The following is an 18289-nucleotide window of genomic DNA, read 5'->3' as shown; positions in this document are numbered from 1 at the left end:
GGCCATGCCCCTGACGGTCAGCGTCGTGATTCCGACGGTGGGACGATCCACGCTCGCTCGGGCGGTGCGGTCGGTGCTGGATCAGACGTTTCGGGTGGCCGAGATCCTCGTGGTGGCCGACGCCGGTGTTCCTCTGCAGTTGCCCGACGACGCGCGGATCATCGAGGTCCGGACGGCACCGGGATCCAGATCGGGGCAGCACAGGCAGCACGGAATCGAGGCGGCGACCGGTGCCGTGATCGCGCTGCTCGACGATGACGACGAATGGCGCCCGGACAAGCTGCGGAGACAACTCGACGCGGTCGAGTCCTGCGCGGGTGACGAGTGGGTCGCGTCGTCGCGCGCGGCGGTGGTCGGTCCCGGCTCGCGCCGACGCGTGTGGCCGCGGCGACTGGTCGGCCCCCGCCAGTCGGTGGCCGAGTACCTGTTCCGCTTCACCGACCTGAGATTCGGCGGTGCCATGCTGCAGACGTCAACGCTCTGCTTCCCCACCGAGATCGCACGCGAGGTGCGATGGGACGACGAAGGGGACCCACCGCACGACGAACCGAGCTGGCTGATCCGCGCGCAGGCGGCGACGCCCGGGCTGCACCTCATCCACCTGCCTGACGTGCTCGGGACGTACCACGTCGGCGGCGAATCGCTCTCGCACAGCACCAGCGACCGCACCGACGAGTACCTGGATTGGGGTCTGCGGTACCTGGGCGGAGAGACACCGCGGGTGCGGGGAGATTATCTCTGCACCAGCCCGGTCAGCGCGGCCGTGTCGGCGCGATCACTGGTAGGCATACGACGCGCGATCGCCATGGCCTTGCGCCACGGCAGGCCGGGTCCGTGGGCGCTGGCCTACGCCGTGATCAGCGCCATCCGGATCCTTGCGCTGCGGGCCGGGACGGCGGCCCGGGACGTGGATCCGCGCCGGGGACGAGTGCGAGACCCATGACCTCGGAGCAGGGCCAGCTGGCGCCCGAGGAACGACGCGCACTGGTTCGAGGGACCGTCTACCGCATAGTGGGCACCCCGATCGTGGCCGTGCTCGGCCTGGTGAACACCGCGATCATCGTGCGGGAAACAGGTGAGGCCGTCTTCGGGCTGGTGTCCCTCGTGGCCACGGTCACCCTGCTCTTCCCGTTCGTTGACCTCGGCATCGGCGCGGTTGTGCTGAGCGCCAGCGCCCAGCTCACGGGGCCCACCAGGGACCCGAGCGCGGTCGACGTCATCCGGCGCGCATATCGGGTGCTGTTCTCCGTCGCCGCGACGCTGATGGTTGCCGCGCTCGCCGTCATGGCGACGGACAGCTGGGGCGTCCTCATCGGCATGTCGAGCGGTCCGGACGATCAGTGGGCGATCACCGTCGCCGCGATGATCTTCGCGCTCACCATCCCCGGTGGGCTGGGCGTTCGCATCCTGATCGGAATCGACAGGAACCAACTGGCCACCCTCGTCCTGATGAGCAGCGCCGCCTTCTCTTTGCTGCTGACGCTGCTGCTGTACTCGTTCGGCGTGGGCGGAATCTGGTATGCGGTGCCTGCGTTGGGCGGTGTGCTCACCGCCCACGTGCTCGGCACGATTCTCGCCCTGCGGCTGTCCGGACTCGGGTGGTCGGCATTTGCGCCCGTCAGTGCGCGGTCGGGGGGTGCTCGACTGCTCGAGGGGAGCTGGTGGCTGTTCGTCGTCGGCGTCGGACTGCCGGTCGGCCTGCAGACCGGGCGAATCCTGATCTCGCATCTGTCCACCGCCGCCGAGCTGTCCGCGTACGCCCTGATGGCGCAGATGTACGCCGCCGGCTGGTCCGTCTTCTCGACTGTGGGCCTTGCCTATTGGCCGGTCTTCGTCAAAAGGCGCGGCGCCCCAGGCGAGACCATCCGCATGTGGTGGCGGCTCACCGGAGTGCTCGCGGCGCTCGCCACGATCGGCGCAATCGGGATGACTGCGCTCGGGCCGTGGGTCGCGGCGGTGTTGTCGGGCGAGCGCATCGAGGTCTCGGTATCGCTCGCGCTGGCGTTCGGAGCGTTGCTCGTGGCACAGGCGCTCCTCCTGCCTACCAGCGTCCTGCTGACCAGGCCGACGGAGGCACGGTGGCAGGCGTGCTGGATCGCGGTGATGGCAGCGATCAGCCTGGGGTTGGGCCTTGCCGTGGCCGGACCATTCGGGGCGATCGGAGTGGTGTGGGCGTCGGTTCTCGGGGTTTGCGCGGCCCAGGTGATCCCGAGCCTGCTCTGGGTGCCGAGGCTGGTGCGTCGTCGTCCAACGGGCCAGGACCAGGACACCTAATCCGGCCGATCGCGGCGCGACGGCGGTTGAGCGATCGGAGCGACGAGAGTGACACCCGGTGCCACATCATCAATCACCGTCGCGTTCGCTCCCACGGTCACGCCGTCGTGCAGCGTGATCGGGCCCAGAACGACGGCGCCAGCCCCGACGCGGACGCGGTCACCCAGCGTGGGTCGGCCCCTCGCGTCGTACCCGACGGTGACCAGTTGATTGATCCAGCAATGGCTTCCGATCGATTCCGCGGTGACGATCGTGCCCACTCCGTGCTGAATGAAGAGTCCAGGGCCGATCCGGCCGGCCTCGAGTGTCAGCGTGGCGGCCGGCCGATACAGCGCGCGGAGTAGGCGACGCAGCAATGGGCGTTCCTGGCGGAGCCGAAAGTGGACGAGGGTGCGGAACTCTGTCAGAGCGCCAGCCAGGTAGGCGAATCGCGAGTAGCGGTCGAGTTCGGTGAGGTCGTCGGCGTCGATGCACTCGATCCACCAGTCGATGTCCACCGCAACCGCGTCCGACTCGTCCGAGTGGGTGACGGCCCACCACAGCGGAAACGCCCACACCCGCGCCACGCGCAGGAGCCTCGCCCGCCTGACACCGGGGGTCATTGTCCGATTCTAGGGCGGCTGGCGACCGCGGGGCTGGAACAATGGCCACCATGGCCACGACGGCAACCGGCCCGGTACCGAGAGATGCCCGGATCTACATAGCGGGCCATCGGGGTCTGGTCGGGTCGGCGCTGTGGCGGCACTTCGCTTCCCTGGGGTTCCGAAACCTGGTCGGCCGGACATCGGCGGAGCTGGACCTGCGCGATCCGCGGGCAACCAGGGCCTTCTTCGAGTCGGCGCGGCCGGAGGCGGTGATTGTCGCGGCAGCCAGGGTGGGCGGGATCGCCGCGAATCGGGACAGGTCAGCGGACTTCCTGTCGGACAACGTGCGCATCCAGGTCAACCTGCTCGACAGTGCCGTGGCGTCGGGCGTCGGGCGGCTTCTGTTCCTTGGCTCGAGCTGTATCTACCCCAAGTTCGCCGTTCAGCCGATCACCGAGGACGCGCTGCTCGGTGGCCCGCTCGAAGAAACCAACGAGGGGTACGCGATCGCCAAGATTGCCGGCGTCGTGCAGGTGAAGGCGATCCGTGGACAGTACGGCCTGCCCTACATCTCCGCGATGCCGACCAGCATCTACGGTCCGGGTGACAACTTCGACCTGCACAACGGTCATGTGGTGCCTGCCATGCTCCGGCGATTCCACACCGCGTTCCGCAGTGGAGCCGACGCCGTAACCTGTTGGGGCACAGGACTGGTCCGGCGCGAGTTCCTCCACGTGGACGACCTTGCTTCGGCCTGCCATTTCCTGCTCGACGCCTACGACGACGACCTGCCGATCAATGTCGGGACCGGAACGGACCTGACGATCGCAGAGCTGGCGAACCAGATTGCGGACGTGGTCGGGTTCCGGGGTGAGATCCGTTGGGACACTTCGCAGCCAGACGGAACACCCCGCAAGCTCCTCGATGTCCAGCGACTGAGCGACCTCGGGTGGACCGCGGAAATCCCATTGACGGAGGGGATCCGGAGCACCTACGACTGGTTTCTCGAGCACCAACGCGACTACCGACGCTGAACACCGCGCTGCGTCAACCCGACGCGTTCGGCCAGCCAGGAAGCTCCGGCCTGTCGACGGGTGCACGAGCGCCGCCTTCGAGTGCCCGGACGTCCGCCTCGACCATGATCTTCACCAGTTGAGGTGCCTGCACAAGCGGCTTCCACGCCAGCGCGGCATGTGCCTTCGATGCATCGCCGATGACCGTATCCACCTCGGCCGGGCGCAGATAACGCTCGTCGAACCGAACGTGTCGCTCCCAGTCGAGACCGACATGACGGAACGCCAGGGCGAGGAACTCGCGTACCGAGCATCCGGTTCCCGTCGCGAGCACGTAGTCGTCGGGGGCATCACCCTGGAGCATGCGCCACATGCCTTCGACGTATTCGGGGGCGTATCCCCAGTCCCGAACCGCCTCGATGTTGCCCATGTACACGTGCTGGTCGAGGCCTGCATGGATCCGCGCGGCGGCCCGGGTGATCTTGCGGGTGACGAATGTCTTTCCCCGACGGGGTGATTCGTGGTTGAACAGAATGCCGTTGACGGTGAACAGCCCGTAGGCCTCCCGGTAGTTGCGGGTCGACCAGTACGAGAACAGCTTGGCAATGCCATACGGCGACCGGGGATGAAACGGCGTGTCCTCGTTCTGTGGCGGAGGTGAGGATCCGAACATCTCCGAACTGGACGCCTGGTAGAAGCGGCAGTCCAGTCCCAGCTGGCGGATCGCCTCGAGCAGTCGGACGGTGCCGAGCCCGGTGGTTTGCGACGTGTGCTCGGGTTCGTCGAAGCTGACGCGGACATGAGTCTGGGCCGCGAGGTTGTACACCTCGTCGGGCGCGATCTGGGACAACACCGTCATCAATCGAGCGCCGTCGAGTAGGTCCCCATAGTGGAGGAAGAGCCTGGCCCCTGGAGTGTGCGGATCGACATACAGGTGATCGATCCGGCCGGTGTTGAAAGACGATGCGCGGCGGATGATTCCGTGCACCTCGTAGCCCTTGTTGAGGAGGAACTCCGCCAGGTACGAGCCGTCCTGGCCGGTGATCCCGGTGATGAGCGCACGTCGGTTCATCGCCGCACCTCCCGCACTCGGGCCCGCCTGGTCGCGGCGAGCTCCACAATCCATTGCTCGTAACGGTCGATGGCCGCGTCGGCGGACAAGGATTCGGCCACGTAGCGCCTGCCTGCGGCACCGAGGCGCTGCGCCAACGCCTGATCGGTGCCGAGACGAACGGCCTCGCGAAGCAACAGATCCGGCCGGTCCGCGGGCACACATATCCCGGCTCCGGACGCCGCGACCTCGAGGGCCGTGAACCCGTTTGAGTCACACGCAGCAAGGACCGGCTTGCCCGACATGAAGTACGAGGTCAGCTTGCTGGGCACGGCCATCTGCGCCACCCCGGGCCGCTCGTTCACCAGAAGCACGTCGGCAGCTCCCACGGCCGCCGGAAACTCGTCTTCGGGAATCGGAGGGACGAACTCGAGGGCCGCAACCCCCGCGCCTTCCGCCTCGAGATGCGTGCGCTGGTGTCCGTCCCCGAGCAGGACGAACCGGACCCGGCACCCCTGCCGATCGGCCAGCCTGGCTGCGGCGATCACGTTCTCCAGGCCCTGCTTGGCGCCCATGTTCCCGGCGTGGAGGATCACCACGTCGCCGTGTCCCCACCCCCGCGCGGCGCGGTACGCGGCACTGGCCGACGGATCAGGCGGGGCAACGTGAGTCCAGTTCCGGATCGCGCGGATTCTGGCCCGGTCGACTCCGAGCCTTTCCACGAGATCCGGCATGAAGCCGTCGTGAATGACGGCCACACCGTCAGCGTGACGGGTGACCGCCGATTCCAGCACGCGAACAGCACGGGCAGCAGATCCCGACATGCTTCCCGTCTCGATGACCGCGCGGCTGTAGACATCGTGAACGAGGACCCCGAGCGCCGGTCGATTAGGGGTCAGCCGGGTGCGGATGACGGCCAACCCCGCGGCCAGCAGTGGAGGGCTCACGCACACGACCACCTCGGGGTGATTCCATCCGGTCGTGAGCAGTTGCAGCCCGAACGCCAGTTCCATTGCTGTCCGCCCGGGTGTGGAGCGGCCCTGTGGCACGGGGTGCCGCAGCCGTCGTACACGAACGCCCGCCGCGATCTCCACGGACCGAAATCCGGTGTAATCCCCCGCCCGCTGCCACTGCGGGTAATGCGGAAACCCGGTCAGCACGTCGACATCGTGCCCACGCGATGCCAGCCCCGTCGCGAGTCCGGTCGTGTACGGAGCGATACCGATCAACTCGGGCGCGTAGTTGATCCCGAGAATGGCGAGTCGGATCCGGTCACCGGTCACAGCTATCGAGAGTAATCTTCCGGAACCGTCGCACGGGTGCCGATTGTGAGAATCCTGGACGAAGGAGCTCCTCCCCGATTACGCAGCGGTAGCGTTCGATCCGAGATACCTTGCGGGACTATGTAATCAGCCTGGTAGGCCGGCCGATCCCAAAAATGGACCGACGGAGCGGGCAAGCCCCGCGTGATAGCGTGGAGGGCCCATGTTTGAGGTTGCAGCGCCATGAAATCGGCCCTTGCGTCGCGGCGGGTCCTGATTACCGGGGCGGCCGGATTCATCGGATCCCGCCTCTGCTCGAGACTGCGGGAAATAGGTGCTGAGATACACGGCGTTTCCCGGCGAAGCCGTGACGACGACGGCATCTCCTGGTGGCAGGCCGATCTAGCCGAATCCCAGGCTGCGCACCACGTAATGGAAGAAGTCCGGCCCGATTTCGTCTTCCACCTGGCAGGTGAGGTCAACGGAGCACGAGACGTGGCCATGATCGCGCCGACAATTCGAAACAACCTGTTGTCGACGGTCAACCTGCTGACCGCGGCATGCGAAACGGGCGAACCTCGCGTGGTCTTGGCTGGGTCAGCGTCAGAACCCGATCCCGACCAGATTCCAGCATCTCCGTACGCGGCGTCAAAGTCGGCAATTTCAATATATGCACGTACATTTCACGCGCACTATGGACTTCCTGTCGTGAATCTCAGACCTTCAATGGTGTACGGGCCAGGACAGGAGGACTACGGAAAGCTCATCCCGTACGTGGCCCGCTCTCTCATGCGCGGAGAGGTCCCCCGACTGAGCAGCGGCGTTCAGAAGTTCGACTGGGTGTACGTCGACGATGTCGTGGAAGCCTTCATCCGGGCAGCATCGGCTGCTGATGTCGAGGGGGAATCCCTCGACGTCGGATCCGGCGAGTTGGTCTCGGTTCACTCGATCGTGGAGCGGATCGTTCGACTGGCCGCCGGAACGACTCGGCCGCAGTTCGGAGCGGTCCCCGACAGGCCGCGAGAATGTTCACTTCTTGCTGACGTCCAGCGCACAAGGGCGGTGTTGGGATGGCAGGCGGGAACCTCCCTGGAGGACGGCCTCGTCACGACCGTCGAGTGGTACCGGGAACACGTCCACGACGCTCCCCGGTGAGCGGGACAGGTCGACGACATCGCCCACAACACCACAGGGTAACGCGCTCAACGATTTACACCACTTCACCGGCGCCACCGTGCAGCAGGCACGCGCCGAGGACCTTCATCGACCAGGTGCACCCCTCGCTCCAACCAATAGCCAGATCATGGTTTCAATGTTATGCTTTATCTCCTTTTATCAGCATTGAGCATCATTCGGAAATGGCATTGATGTGGCATCAAGATCGAGTTCCGGGATCAAGATCCTCGACCATTCGATCGCCCTTTTCCAGCCCGTTCACGGAGAAGAGGAGATCGAAGCTGTTGCCGCGGTGCTGCGCTCTAATTGGTGGGGCCAGGGTCCAAAAACAATTGAGTTCGAGAACAAATTCGCCGAGTTCGTCGGCGCCCCCCTTGCAGTCGCCGTCAATTCAGCTACCGCAGCTCTACATCTTGCCTTGAAGGTGGCCGACGTCGAAGGCTATGAAGTCATAACCACACCAATGACGTTCGTGTCGACTAATCACGCCATCCTCTACAACAATGCCACACCCGTATTCGCCGACATTCAGGCCGATACGCTCAACCTCGATCCAGTCGACATCGAGCGCAAGATCACCCCCAAGACCCGCGCAATTGCTGTCGTCGACTACGGCGGACATCCGGCGGAGTTGGACACCATTTTCCAAATTGCCGCCGCGTATCATCTGGTCGTTGTCGAAGATGCGGCCCACGCCGCCGGTTCGCTCTACAAGGGAAACCCGATCGGGAGCCTGGCTCCGCTGACATGTTTCAGCTTCCACCCGGTCAAGAATCTGGCGACGGGCGACGGCGGGATGATCACCTTTGCGAACGAGGAGTGGGATGCACGCCTGCGCCGCCTTCGCTGGGTCGGAATCAACAGGGACACCTGGATTCGCAGTCGCAACAAAGATGTCAGCGAGTACTCGTGGGAGTACGACGTCGAGGAGTTGGGTTTCAAATGCCACACCAACGACATCATGTCAGCAATCGCCCTGGTGCAACTCGGCCGATTGCCGCAGGCCAACGCGCGCCGCCGGGAAATTTGCCGAATGTACAACGAGGGACTGGCCGATTTGGGATGGCTGGAACTGCCCACGCAGCATGACAATATAGTTTCAGCTCAACACAATTACGTTGTACGTCTGGACAAGCGGGAATTATTGGCAAACTGGCTTCGGGAACACAGGATTGCGACCGGGATGCACTATATTCCCAATCACATGTACGCCCTGTACAAACCATACGCGACGTCTTTGCCGGTGACTGAACACGAATGGCCTCGATTGCTCACGCTGCCGATTCATCCGGCGCTCTCGGATGAAGATGCTGCATACGTCATCGACGTGATCCGCAGCTACCCCGCCTGATCCGTCATCGCCATCGTCGAGTTCGCCTCGACCTGAGCCATATTCGATTGCTCATTTTGATGCCTCCTCGATGAGCGACTCGTAGACACCGAATTGCTCGGGTGTGAGAATTCTTGTGTGCTCCGCCCTAGGACGAAGGGGTGACACCGAAGATGTCGGAGTCCGTGAACACCGCACCCACTCGGGCGCTACGCGTCGGCGATCTGGTCGAGGTTCGCAGCGCCGAGGAGATCCTGGCGACCCTCGACAAGCGGGGCGAGCTCGAGAACCTGCCGTTCATGCCGGAGATGCTCGAGTTCTGCGGCCGGCGGCTGACCGTGCACAAGGTGGCGCACAAGCTGTGCGACACCATCGGAGGCAGTGGCATCCACAAGATGGAGAACGCTGTGCACCTGACCGGCTCACGCTGTGACGGTTCCTCGCACGGCGGCTGTCAGACCGCGTGCTCGCTGTACTGGAAGGAAGCCTGGCTCAAGCGCGTGGAGCCCGGCATGGCCCGCTCGGCGACCAGCGTCCGCATCGACCTGCCGCTGCTGGAGGTCAACACGCACAGGGAGCCCGGGCCGGACGGCGGGCCTCGCTACTCCTGCCAGGCCACTGAGCTGCTGCGAGCCGCGCCGACCTGCTTGCCGTTCCGCGACCTCAGCCAGTACGTGATGGACGCAAAGACCGGCAACGTCAGTCCAGTCGAGTCGCTCAAGGCGTTCCTCGTCGTGTTGTTCAATCGGCTGCAGCGCCTCAGCAAGCGGATGCTGCCGCGCACGCTGCGGTTTCGCGACGGCCTGCCATGGGGATTCGTGGAGGGCAAGGCCGTCGGCAGAACACCGACCGCGCGCCTGGACCTGCACCCCGGCGAGATGGTCCGGATCAAGACCAAGGAGCAGATCCAGGCCACCCTCAACGAGAGCCGACTCAATCGGGGCATGGGCTTCGAGGAGGAGATGGCCCGCTACTGCGGACGTACCGCGCGAGTTCAGGCACGCGTCACCCAGTGCCTCGACGAGAGGACCGGGGAACTGCTGACAATGAAGAATCCCTGCATCGTGCTGGAAGGCATCGTCTGTGCGGGCGTCTACAACGCGAGCTGCCCGCGCGAGTTCGTACCGTTCTGGCGGGAAATCTGGCTCGAACGTGTCTGACGACGCGGACTCGGCGCCCGGGAGGTCGACGACCGAACAGGTCGACAACATCGGCCGTAAGGCCGGCCGCGGCCTGACGTGGAGCCTGCTCGGCGGTCTGAGCACCAAGGTCATCTCGTTCACAATGGGCCTGGTCCTCGCCAGGCTGCTCACGCCCGCCGACTTCGGCGAGTACGCGGTGGCGCTGGCCGCGACCGCGTTCGTCATGCACGTCAACGACATCGGAATGATCGCGGCATGCGTGCAGTGGCGCGGCAAACTCGAGGAGATGGCGCCGACCGGCGCCACCATCGCGTTGGTGTCGAGCGCCCTCGTCTACGGCGTGCTCTGGTTGTTCGCGCCCGCGTTTGCCACGCTGGCGGGCAGTCCGGACGCTGCGCCCGTGGTGCGACTGCTCACCGTCATCATCATCGTGGACGGCATCACGGCCGTGCGCTCGGCCGCGTTGTTGCGCCGGTTCGAGCAGGATCGGCTCGCGAAGGCCATCATTGTCGGCATGCTCGCCAACGCGGCAGTCGCGCTGCCGCTGGCGTTCGCAGGCGCGGGCGCGTACAGCTTCGCGGGCGGCCAGGTGGTGGGGTCGATCGTCACCGGCGTGCTCGTCTTCACGATGGGCAAGCTGCCGGTGAAGTTCGGCTTCGACTGGGAAATAGCGAAGAAGCTTCTCAGGTTCGGGATCCCGCTGGCCGCCAGCCTGGGCGTGGAGGCGGTGCTGCTCAATGCCGACTACGTGATCGTCGGCAACGTGCTCGGGGCTGCCGCCCTCGGCTACTACCTGTTGGCGTTCAACGTCTCCAGTTGGGTGCCCGGCCTGATCGGCACCGCCGTGCGCTACGTGTCGGTCCCCAGCTTCTCGCGGCTGGCCGAGCAGGAGTCGGACGCACTCACGCTCGGCGTGCGCCGCTCGGTCCCGGCCCTGGTGTCGGCGATCCTGCCCGTCGCCGTCGTGATGGCGATCCTCTCGCCACAGCTCATCGCTGTCCTGTATGGCGACCAGTGGGGACCGTCTGCAAGCGTGCTGCGCTGTCTCACCGTCCTCATGGTCGTGCGCATGCTGACATCACTGGCGTTCGACATCCTGACCTCGTTGGGCGCAACCAAAGCCACCTTTTGGCTGCACGTGGGCTGGGCCGTCGCACTGCTCCCCGCGCTGTGGATCGGAACCCACCTGGACGGCATCCGCGGCGCAGCCCTCGCGCACAGCACCGTGGCGATGCTCGTTGCGCTTCCGTTGGCTGTGCTGGCCTTACGCCGCTCGGGCATCAGCCTGGTGCCGACGCTGCCCGCACTCGTGCGGCCGGTGATCGGCGCCGCACTGTCGGCCGCGGCGATCCTGCTCGCTCTCACGTTGATCAGCGGTGGCGCGTTCGTGCAACTGGTGTTGGGCGGCGCCATCGGCCTGCTCGTATTCGTCCTCGTCGTGGTCCCGACGGGCCGTTTGCGGCAGTTGAGAATGCGGCTCGACCGCGTCCGTTGAGCCAAGAGGGAGTGACCCGATGTGCCACGCCAACACACTGGTCTCGGTCGGGTTGCCGGTCCGCAACGGGGCCGAGCGGATGGAGAGCGCAGTCATGTCCGTGCTGAACCAGGACCACGCGAACATGGAACTGGTGATCTGCGACAACGCCTCCACCGACGGCACCGAGGATCTGTGTCGCAGCCTGGCCGCGCAGGACAGCCGGATCGTCTACCACCGCCACCCGCAGAACGTCGGACTGTTCAACAACTTTCTCAGCGTGCTGCGGATGGCCAACGGCACCTTCTTCCGCTGGCTGGGCGACGATGACTGGCTGGCGCCGCACTGCGTGTCACGTGGCCTGGACGCGTTCGCCGCCGATGACCGGCTGATCCTGGTGACCAGCCACGTCGAGTTCACCGGCCCGGACAACGTCACGCAGATCGCCGAGTACGACGGAACCGCACTCGGTTCGGATGACCCGGTCACGCGCTTCACCGAGATGCTGCGACTGCTCAACGAGGGCCTCCCCCTGGTCGACGCCCTGTACGGCCTGGCCAGGCGCGAGACCGTTCTGCGCATCGCGCGTCGCAACATGCTGCGTGAGGACGAGGTGTTTGCGAGCAAGCTCGCTCTTGCAGGGCCATGGGGGCACGTGCCCGAGTTGCTCGCTCGGCGGGAATGGAAGCCCGACAGGCTGTCCACGCTGGCCCGCAAGTTGGACGTGCCTTCGTGGCAGGTGCACTTCGCAACCACCTTGCAGTGCAGGGAGATGTTGCGATGGCTGGCCGAATGCGACCTCGACGAACAGCAGCGCCGCCGGGCCCGGCTGGCGGTCGCGCGGATGTACGCGCGGCGCCAACAGATCGTGGTCGCCCGCCGCAGCCGCAAGCTCGTGCGCATCGCGCGGGAACTGGTTCCGGGCGCATGATTCTCGTGTCTGATCAGTCCCCGGCCAACAGTCTGTGTGCAATGCCTTCGGCGATCGGCAAGGCGGAGGTGGCCGCGGGCGACGGGGCGTTCAGTACGTGCACGGAGCGGGGCGTTCGCTCGATCAGGAAGTCGTGCACGAGGGTTCCGTCGCGGAGCACCGCCTGCGCCCGTATCCCGGCCTCACGGGGCAGCAGGTCGTCGATGGTCAGGTCCGGACAGTACTTCCGACAGCGGGCCAGGTATCCGGACTTGCGCATCGAATCACGCAGCTCGCCGACTCCGGTGCGGAAATTCGCGCGCGCGACCCGGTAGAAACCGGGAAACCGCAAGTACTCCCACACATCTGCGCGGTCGACGCTGAACTTTCGATAGCCCTCGCGCGCCATACCCAGCACCGCATTCGGGCCCACCGTCAGCCTGCCCTCGATGGTCGGACTGAGATGCACCCCGAGAAAGGGCAACTCCGGATCGGGGATCGGGTAGATCAGGTGGTGCACCAACTCCGCGCGGTGCGGCGGAAGCTCGTAGTACTCGCCCCGAAAGGGCACGATCTGGAAGTCGGTGCGGATCCCGGCGAGGCGGGCCATCCGATCCGCCTGCAGCCCGGCGCAGACGACCAGCCGCCGGGCCGACCACGAGCCGGCCGGGCCGGCCACCACGACGCGATCCGATGCCTCATCGATGCTTGCCACCGGGGGGCCGAGACGAATCTCGCCGCCCGACGACCGGACCAGATCAGCCAAAACCTCTGTGACCCTGCGGTAGTCGACAATTCCGGTTGCCGGCACGAAGAGAGCGCCTGTCCCTGTCACCGCAGGCTCACGGCGCCGTAGCTCGGCCCGATCCAGCACCTCGACGTCGAGCCCGTTGACCTTGGAGCGCTCGTACAGCGCCTGCATTCTCGCGTGCTCCACGCCGTCGGTCGCGACCAGCAGCTTGCCTCGGACGTCGAACGGGATGCCGTGCTCGGCCGCGAAGATCTTGGTCAGCTCGGCGCCGCGCCTGCTCAGCTCGGCCTTGAGGCTGCCCGGCTGATAGTAGATTCCGGAATGAATGACGCCGCTGTTGTGACCGGTCTGATGCATCCCGAGGCGGTCGGCCTTCTCCAGCAGGAGCAGGCTCGCTCCCGGCCGTCGGCGGAGAAGCTCCCTGGCCGTGGCCACACCGACGATGCCCCCGCCGATGACGCAGTAGTCGTACATCGACACCCACCTTCTGCGGCGGAATACCTACCGCGCGATCCAGTATCGCGCCCACGCGTCCGCGTCGAGCCGCCCCGGCTCGATCCCGTCCGCGTGCGCGGCCAGCTCGGTCGCCCGGATCCGCGCCACGAATGACAGGGTCGCCTTTCGCAGGGCGTCCTCGGCGTTGCCCGACCCGCCCAGCCGCACGGTCCGGAGCTCAGCCGGGACCAGGCCATCCGGCAGTCCCGCCTTCGTCGCCCGCCCGATCACCTGTTCCGCAAGCGCGAGCGCCGGTTGCGCCATCGCGATCCCGTCGACGCAGGACTCCCGCGCCTTCTCCGCGGCCTTCGCGATCTCCCACGCTGCCTCCTGCTCGGCCACATCGATCGGCCCCCGGTGACCGTTGGTCAGGTGCGGGCTGCGGGACGCCAGTTTGGCGACGAGCGTGTCGGCGACGTCGTCGACCGTGAACGGGTCGGTGGCCGACTCCTGCGCGATCCGCGAGTGGAACAACACCTGCAGCAGCAGATCTCCCAGTTCCTCACGGAGGCCGTGTGGGTCGCCCTCCTCGATCGCGTCGAGCAGTTCGTAGGTCTCCTCGAGCAGGTAGCGGCGCAGCGAGTCGTGCGTCTGCGTGACCTCCCAGCCGCCGAATCCCCACAGCCGGTCCATCACGTCGACGGCCGCCAGCAGCCGCTGCCCGGGGATCGGCGACGCCGCGACCACCTCCTCGCCCGCGGACACCCGGTGCCGCACCTGCACCCCCTCCGGATCGACCGCCACCAGCACGGCGGCCCCAGGGGCGTGCGGCAGACCCAGCTCCTCACGCACCGCGGCGGGCACGTCCGAGGCGTATTCGACCTGCCCGCGCAGCAGCCGCACCGCCGCCGCCGGGACCCGGGTGGGGCTGTGCGGGTCGAGCAACACGACGGTCATCGCCTCACGCCCCCGCCTGCACCCTGACGTCCACTGCCCCCGCCGCCCGGCCATCGAGGGCGAGCAGGAAGTCAGCGATGTACTGCAGCAGCTCGACGTCGCGCACCCGGTCCGCGCCGACGCCGCCGGACCCGGTGCGCGGCAACGGAAGCTGCACCATCCCGGTCGTCGCGCGGTACTGCGCGCTCGGGTACAGACGCTTGAGTCGCAGCTGCTTCGAGTCCGGGAGCTGCATCGGCGCGATCTTGAGCTGGGTTCCGGCCACGGAGACCTCCTCGAGGCCGAACTCGCGGCAGAGCAGACGCAACTTGGCGACCGAGACCAGCCGGCCGACCTCCTCCGGCACCGGGCCGTACCGGTCGACGAGCTCCTCGATCACCGCGGCGATGGCCTCGGAGTCGGTGGCTGCGGCCAGCTTCCGGTACGCCTCGAGCCGGAGGCGGTCGCTGGTCACGTAGTCGGGCGGGATGTGCGCATCCACCGGCAGGTCGATCCGCACCTCCTTCTGCACCTCTTCGGTGGTGACCGGCCTGCCGTCGGCGACCGCACGGAACGCCTCCACGGCCTCGCCGACCAACCGAACGTACAGGTCGAAACCGACGCCCGCGACGTGTCCGGACTGCTCGGCTCCCAACACATTTCCTGCGCCGCGGATTTCGAGGTCCTTCATCGCGACGGCCATGCCCGCGCCGAGGTCGGAGTTCTGCGAGATGGTGGCGAGGCGGTCGTACGCGGTCTCGGTGAGCGGCTTCTCCGGCGGGTACAGGAAGTAGGCGTAGCCGCGCTCGCGACTGCGGCCCACGCGCCCACGCAACTGGTGCAACTGCGACAGGCCGAGCGAATCGGCCCGCTCGACCAGCAGGGTGTTGGCGTTGGAGATGTCCAGGCCGGTCTCGATGATCGTGGTGCACACCAGGACGTCGAACTCGCGCTCCCAGAATCCCTGCACCGTCTTCTCGAGGGTCTCCTCGTTCATCTGACCGTGCGCGACCACCACCCGCGCCTCGGGCACCAGGTCGCGAAGTCGCTTGGCGGCCTTGTCGATCGAGCTGACCCGGTTGTGCACGTAGAAGACCTGACCGTCGCGCAGCAGCTCGCGCCGGATCGCGGCGGCCACCTGCTTGTCGGCGTACGCGCCGACATAGGTGAGCACCGGGTGCCGCTCCTCCGGCGGGGTGAGGATGGTCGACATCTCACGGATGCCCGCCATGCTCATCTCGAGGGTTCGCGGGATCGGGGTGGCGGACATGGTGAGCACGTCGACGTGCGTGCGCAGCGCCTTGATGTGCTCCTTGTGCTCGACGCCGAAGCGCTGCTCCTCGTCGACGATCACCAGCCCGAGGTCCTTCCAGCGGACCGCGGTCTGCAGCAGCCGGTGGGTGCCGACGACGACGTCGACCTCGCCGTCTGCCATCCCCGCGATGATCTCCTTGGACTCCCCCGCGTCGGTGAACCGGGACAGGCCGCGGACCTTGACGGGGAAGGACGCCATCCGCTCGGTGAAGGTCTGCAGATGCTGTTGCGCGAGAAGGGTGGTCGGCACCAGGACCGCCACCTGCTTGCCGTCCTGCACCGCCTTGAACGCGGCCCGGACCGCGACCTCCGTCTTGCCGTAGCCGACGTCGCCGATCACGACGCGGTCCATCGGGACCGGCTTCTCCATGTCGGCCTTGACCTCGTCGATGACCGTCAGCTGGTCGTGGGTCTCGGTGAACGCGAACGCGTCCTCCATCTCCTTCTGCCACGGGGTGTCCGGGCCGAAGGCGTGCCCGGGGGCCGCCTGCCGGGCGGCGTATAGCTGCACCAGCTCGCCCGCGATCTCACGAACAGCCTTGCGCGCCTTGCGTTTCGTGTTGGTCCAGTCGGAGCCACCGAGTTTGGACAGCGCGGGCAGCTCGCCACCGACGTAGCGGGAGAGCTGGTCGAGGGACTCCATCGGCACGAACAGCCGGTCGCCGGGATGGCCCCGCTTGCTGGCCGCGTACTCGATCACCAGGTACTCGCGGCGCGCGCCGCCGACGGTCCGCTCGACCATCTCGACGAACCGGCCGATGCCGTGCTGGTCATGGACGACCATGTCGCCTGCGGTCAGCGCGAGAGGATCGACCTGGTTGCGCCGCTTGGCGGGCAGCCGCTTACCGTCCCCGACCGCCGCGACGCGGTTGCCGGTGAGGTCGGACTCGGTGATCAGCACCAGGCCGGCATCAACTGCGTCTCCGCCTGGGAACATCAGGCCGTCGTGCAGGCTGCCGCAGAGCACTCCGACCACGCCCGGTTCCGGCGCCGCGCCCGGCGCCAGCTCGGTCGCGGGCACCTCCGCCTCGGCGAGCCGCTCCAACACCCGGTGCGCGGTGCCGGAACCGGCCACCACGATGGCGGCGCGGCCACCCGCGCTCACGTGTGCCCGCAGCGTCACGAACAGCTCGGCCAGCAGTTCGTCGGAACCGCGGACCTCCGGCACCGACCGCAGCTCGAGGAGCAATTCCTCGCCGCTGCCCGAGGCGAGCGGGCTGACCGTCCACCAGGGCCTGCCGGACGCCTCGACGCTCTCGCGCACCTGCCGCAGCGACCGGTAGGCGGAGGCCGCCAGGTCGAGCCCCTTGCCTCCGAAACTCGAGGTGTCGATCGCCGACGCGTCCAGCGGCGCGGCCCCGCCCACCGAGGCAGCCGTCCACGACGCCTCCAGGAACTCCTGCCCGGTGCGCACCAGGTCCGTCGCGCGGGTGCGGATCTTCTCGGGGTCACACAGCAGCACGTGCGTGTTCGCGGGCAGCGCGTCGGTCAGCAGCACCAGCTCGCCGTGCTGCAACACCGGCAGCAGCGCCTCCATGCCCTCGACCGGGATGCCCGCCGACAGCTTGTCCAGCATCTCCACCAGCGCCGCGTCGGCCTCGTTGTCCGCAGCCAGCACCGCCGCCCGATCCCGCACTGTCGCGGTGAGCAGCAGCTCCCGGCACGGCGGTGCGATCAGGGTGGCGATCTCGAGCTCGGGCAGCGACCGCTGGTCGGCCACCGAGAAGGCACGCAGTTCCGTTACCTCGTCGCCCCAGAACTCCACGCGCACCGGGTGATCGGCGGTCGGCGAGAAGATGTCGAGGATGCCGCCGCGGACCGCGAACTCGCCGCGCTTGCCGACCATGTCGACCCGGGCGTAGGCCAGCTCGACGAGGCGATGCGTCAGCGCGTCGAAGTCGTGCTCGGAGCCGACCCGAAGCGTGATCGGTTCGATCTCGCCGAGCCCGGGGGCCATCGGCTGCACCAGCGAGCGGACCGTGGTGACGACGACCCGCAGGGGCGGGCCGTAGTCGGCGTCGTCCGGGTGGGCCAGCCTGCGCAGCACCTCGAGCCTGCGGCCGACCGTGTCCGCGCCGGGTGAGAGCCGCTCGTGCGGCAGCGTCTCCCAGGACGGGAACTGCGCGACCGCGTCGCCGAGCACCTCACGCAGCTCCGCGGTCAGGTCGTCGGCCTCGCGGCCGGTGGCGGTCACGAGCAGCAGCTGCGTCTTCTCCGCGATGGCCGTGGCGATGAACGGCCTGGCCGGGGTGGGGGCGACGATATCGAGCGCGGCCGAGCCGATGGCCTCGCGCACACCGTCGAACGCGGGGTCGGCGAGCGCCACCCCGAAGACTCCTGCGAGGGGAAACTCACGGGAGTCGACGGCCGCCGGGTTCGAAGAACGGGAAGACAACGTCGATGCTCCTGGGCTCGCGGAACGGGTGGAGCCGCCGCGTGGACGACCACAAAAGAGTCTAGGGCGTATCTCCTAATCCCTCTCGGATGCACCTGGCAGGACGATCGTCGTCCGGCAAGGCGGAGGAGAAGCCGATACCGGGGTTGTATCGGCGCCGACGACAACGCAGCAGGGCGGCGATGGGACGCCAGGGGCGCCGACAAGGGGATTGGGAGACATGCCCTAGGCCGGTGAACCGA

14 protein-coding genes are annotated in these 18289 nt (G+C 67.1%); 8 read left to right on the top strand and 6 right to left on the bottom strand.

The features are described from left to right. The first annotated feature begins 4 nt into the window (after positions 1-4). Both ACFXMV_RS21130 and ACFXMV_RS21125 read left to right on the top strand, forming a co-directional pair. Positions 5-943: a glycosyltransferase family 2 protein gene (locus ACFXMV_RS21130; protein ID WP_378498283.1), complete on the top strand. Its 939-nt coding sequence runs from the start codon at positions 5-7 to the stop codon at positions 941-943. Continuing rightward, positions 940-2274 carry a lipopolysaccharide biosynthesis protein gene (locus tag ACFXMV_RS21125; protein WP_378498284.1) on the top strand — a complete coding sequence of 445 codons (1335 nt, stop codon included), beginning with the start codon at positions 940-942 and terminating at the stop codon, positions 2272-2274. Before ACFXMV_RS21130 ends, ACFXMV_RS21125 begins: the two co-directional genes overlap by 4 nt. Here the strand turns inward: ACFXMV_RS21125 and ACFXMV_RS21120 are convergent. Continuing rightward, the gene (locus ACFXMV_RS21120; protein WP_378498285.1) at positions 2271-2876 is read right to left on the bottom strand and encodes a serine O-acetyltransferase; all 606 of its coding nucleotides are present in this window, start codon (positions 2874-2876) and stop codon (positions 2271-2273) included. The two genes, ACFXMV_RS21125 and ACFXMV_RS21120, sit on opposite strands and share 4 nt — an antisense overlap. Positions 2877-2926: 50 nt before the next feature. Between ACFXMV_RS21120 and ACFXMV_RS21115 the strand changes: the two genes are divergently transcribed. Continuing rightward, positions 2927-3892 (top strand): GDP-L-fucose synthase family protein, encoded by a 966-nt coding sequence (locus tag ACFXMV_RS21115; protein ID WP_378498286.1) that lies wholly within the window; start codon positions 2927-2929, stop codon positions 3890-3892. Positions 3893-3905: 13 nt separating this feature from the next. Here ACFXMV_RS21115 and gmd read toward each other — a convergent pair whose 3' ends face one another. Further along, the gene (gmd, locus tag ACFXMV_RS21110) at positions 3906-4943 is read right to left on the bottom strand and encodes a GDP-mannose 4,6-dehydratase (protein ID WP_378498287.1); all 1038 of its coding nucleotides are present in this window, start codon (positions 4941-4943) and stop codon (positions 3906-3908) included. Next, positions 4940-6205, bottom strand: coding sequence for a glycosyltransferase family 4 protein (locus ACFXMV_RS21105; protein ID WP_378498288.1), 1266 nt, complete (start codon positions 6203-6205; stop codon positions 4940-4942). The genes gmd and ACFXMV_RS21105 overlap by 4 nt, the downstream gene beginning before the upstream one ends. Before the next feature lie 222 nt (positions 6206-6427). On the opposite strand from ACFXMV_RS21105, the gene ACFXMV_RS21100 reads away from it, so the two are divergent. The 5 genes from ACFXMV_RS21100 (at position 6428) to ACFXMV_RS21080 (ending at position 12237) form a co-directional block, all read left to right on the top strand. Further along, entirely contained in the window at positions 6428-7339 is a 912-nt protein-coding gene (locus ACFXMV_RS21100; protein WP_378498289.1) for an NAD-dependent epimerase/dehydratase family protein, read from the top strand. 214 nt (positions 7340-7553) lie between these two features. Continuing rightward, positions 7554-8711 carry a DegT/DnrJ/EryC1/StrS family aminotransferase gene (locus tag ACFXMV_RS21095; RefSeq protein WP_378503314.1) on the top strand — a complete coding sequence of 386 codons (1158 nt, stop codon included), beginning with the start codon at positions 7554-7556 and terminating at the stop codon, positions 8709-8711. A gap of 140 nt (positions 8712-8851) precedes the next feature. After that, on the top strand, positions 8852-9850 hold the full coding sequence (locus ACFXMV_RS21090) for a hypothetical protein (protein WP_378501884.1): 999 nt from the start codon (positions 8852-8854) through the stop codon (positions 9848-9850). After that, complete coding sequence (locus tag ACFXMV_RS21085) at positions 9843-11327, top strand: lipopolysaccharide biosynthesis protein (protein ID WP_378503313.1); 1485 nt, start codon at positions 9843-9845, stop codon at positions 11325-11327. The genes ACFXMV_RS21090 and ACFXMV_RS21085 overlap by 8 nt, the downstream gene beginning before the upstream one ends. 19 nt (positions 11328-11346) lie before the next feature. Further along, on the top strand, positions 11347-12237 hold the full coding sequence (locus ACFXMV_RS21080) for a glycosyltransferase family 2 protein (RefSeq protein ID WP_378503312.1): 891 nt from the start codon (positions 11347-11349) through the stop codon (positions 12235-12237). A gap of 13 nt (positions 12238-12250) precedes the next feature. On the opposite strand, the gene lhgO is transcribed toward ACFXMV_RS21080, so the two are convergent. The 3 genes from lhgO to mfd are packed head-to-tail and all read right to left on the bottom strand — an operon-like array spanning position 12251 to position 18047. Beyond that, positions 12251-13441, bottom strand: a complete 1191-nt coding sequence (lhgO, locus tag ACFXMV_RS21075; RefSeq protein ID WP_378499716.1) for an L-2-hydroxyglutarate oxidase — start codon at positions 13439-13441, stop codon at positions 12251-12253. Between the two features lie 27 nt (positions 13442-13468). After that, on the bottom strand, positions 13469-14359 hold the full coding sequence (locus tag ACFXMV_RS21070; RefSeq protein ID WP_378499715.1) for a MazG family protein: 891 nt from the start codon (positions 14357-14359) through the stop codon (positions 13469-13471). A gap of 4 nt (positions 14360-14363) precedes the next feature. Further along, on the bottom strand, positions 14364-18047 hold the full coding sequence (gene mfd, locus ACFXMV_RS21065) for a transcription-repair coupling factor (protein ID WP_378503311.1): 3684 nt from the start codon (positions 18045-18047) through the stop codon (positions 14364-14366). Between the last annotated feature and the right edge of the window lie 242 nt (positions 18048-18289).

Origin of the sequence: Rhodococcus sp. NPDC059179 (assembly GCF_042754885.1) — a bacterium.
Lineage (GTDB): Bacteria > Actinomycetota > Actinomycetes > Mycobacteriales > Mycobacteriaceae > Rhodococcus_G.
The sequence above is the reverse complement of the archived record's forward strand: the minus strand, read 5'-3'. Positions and strand labels throughout refer to the sequence as shown.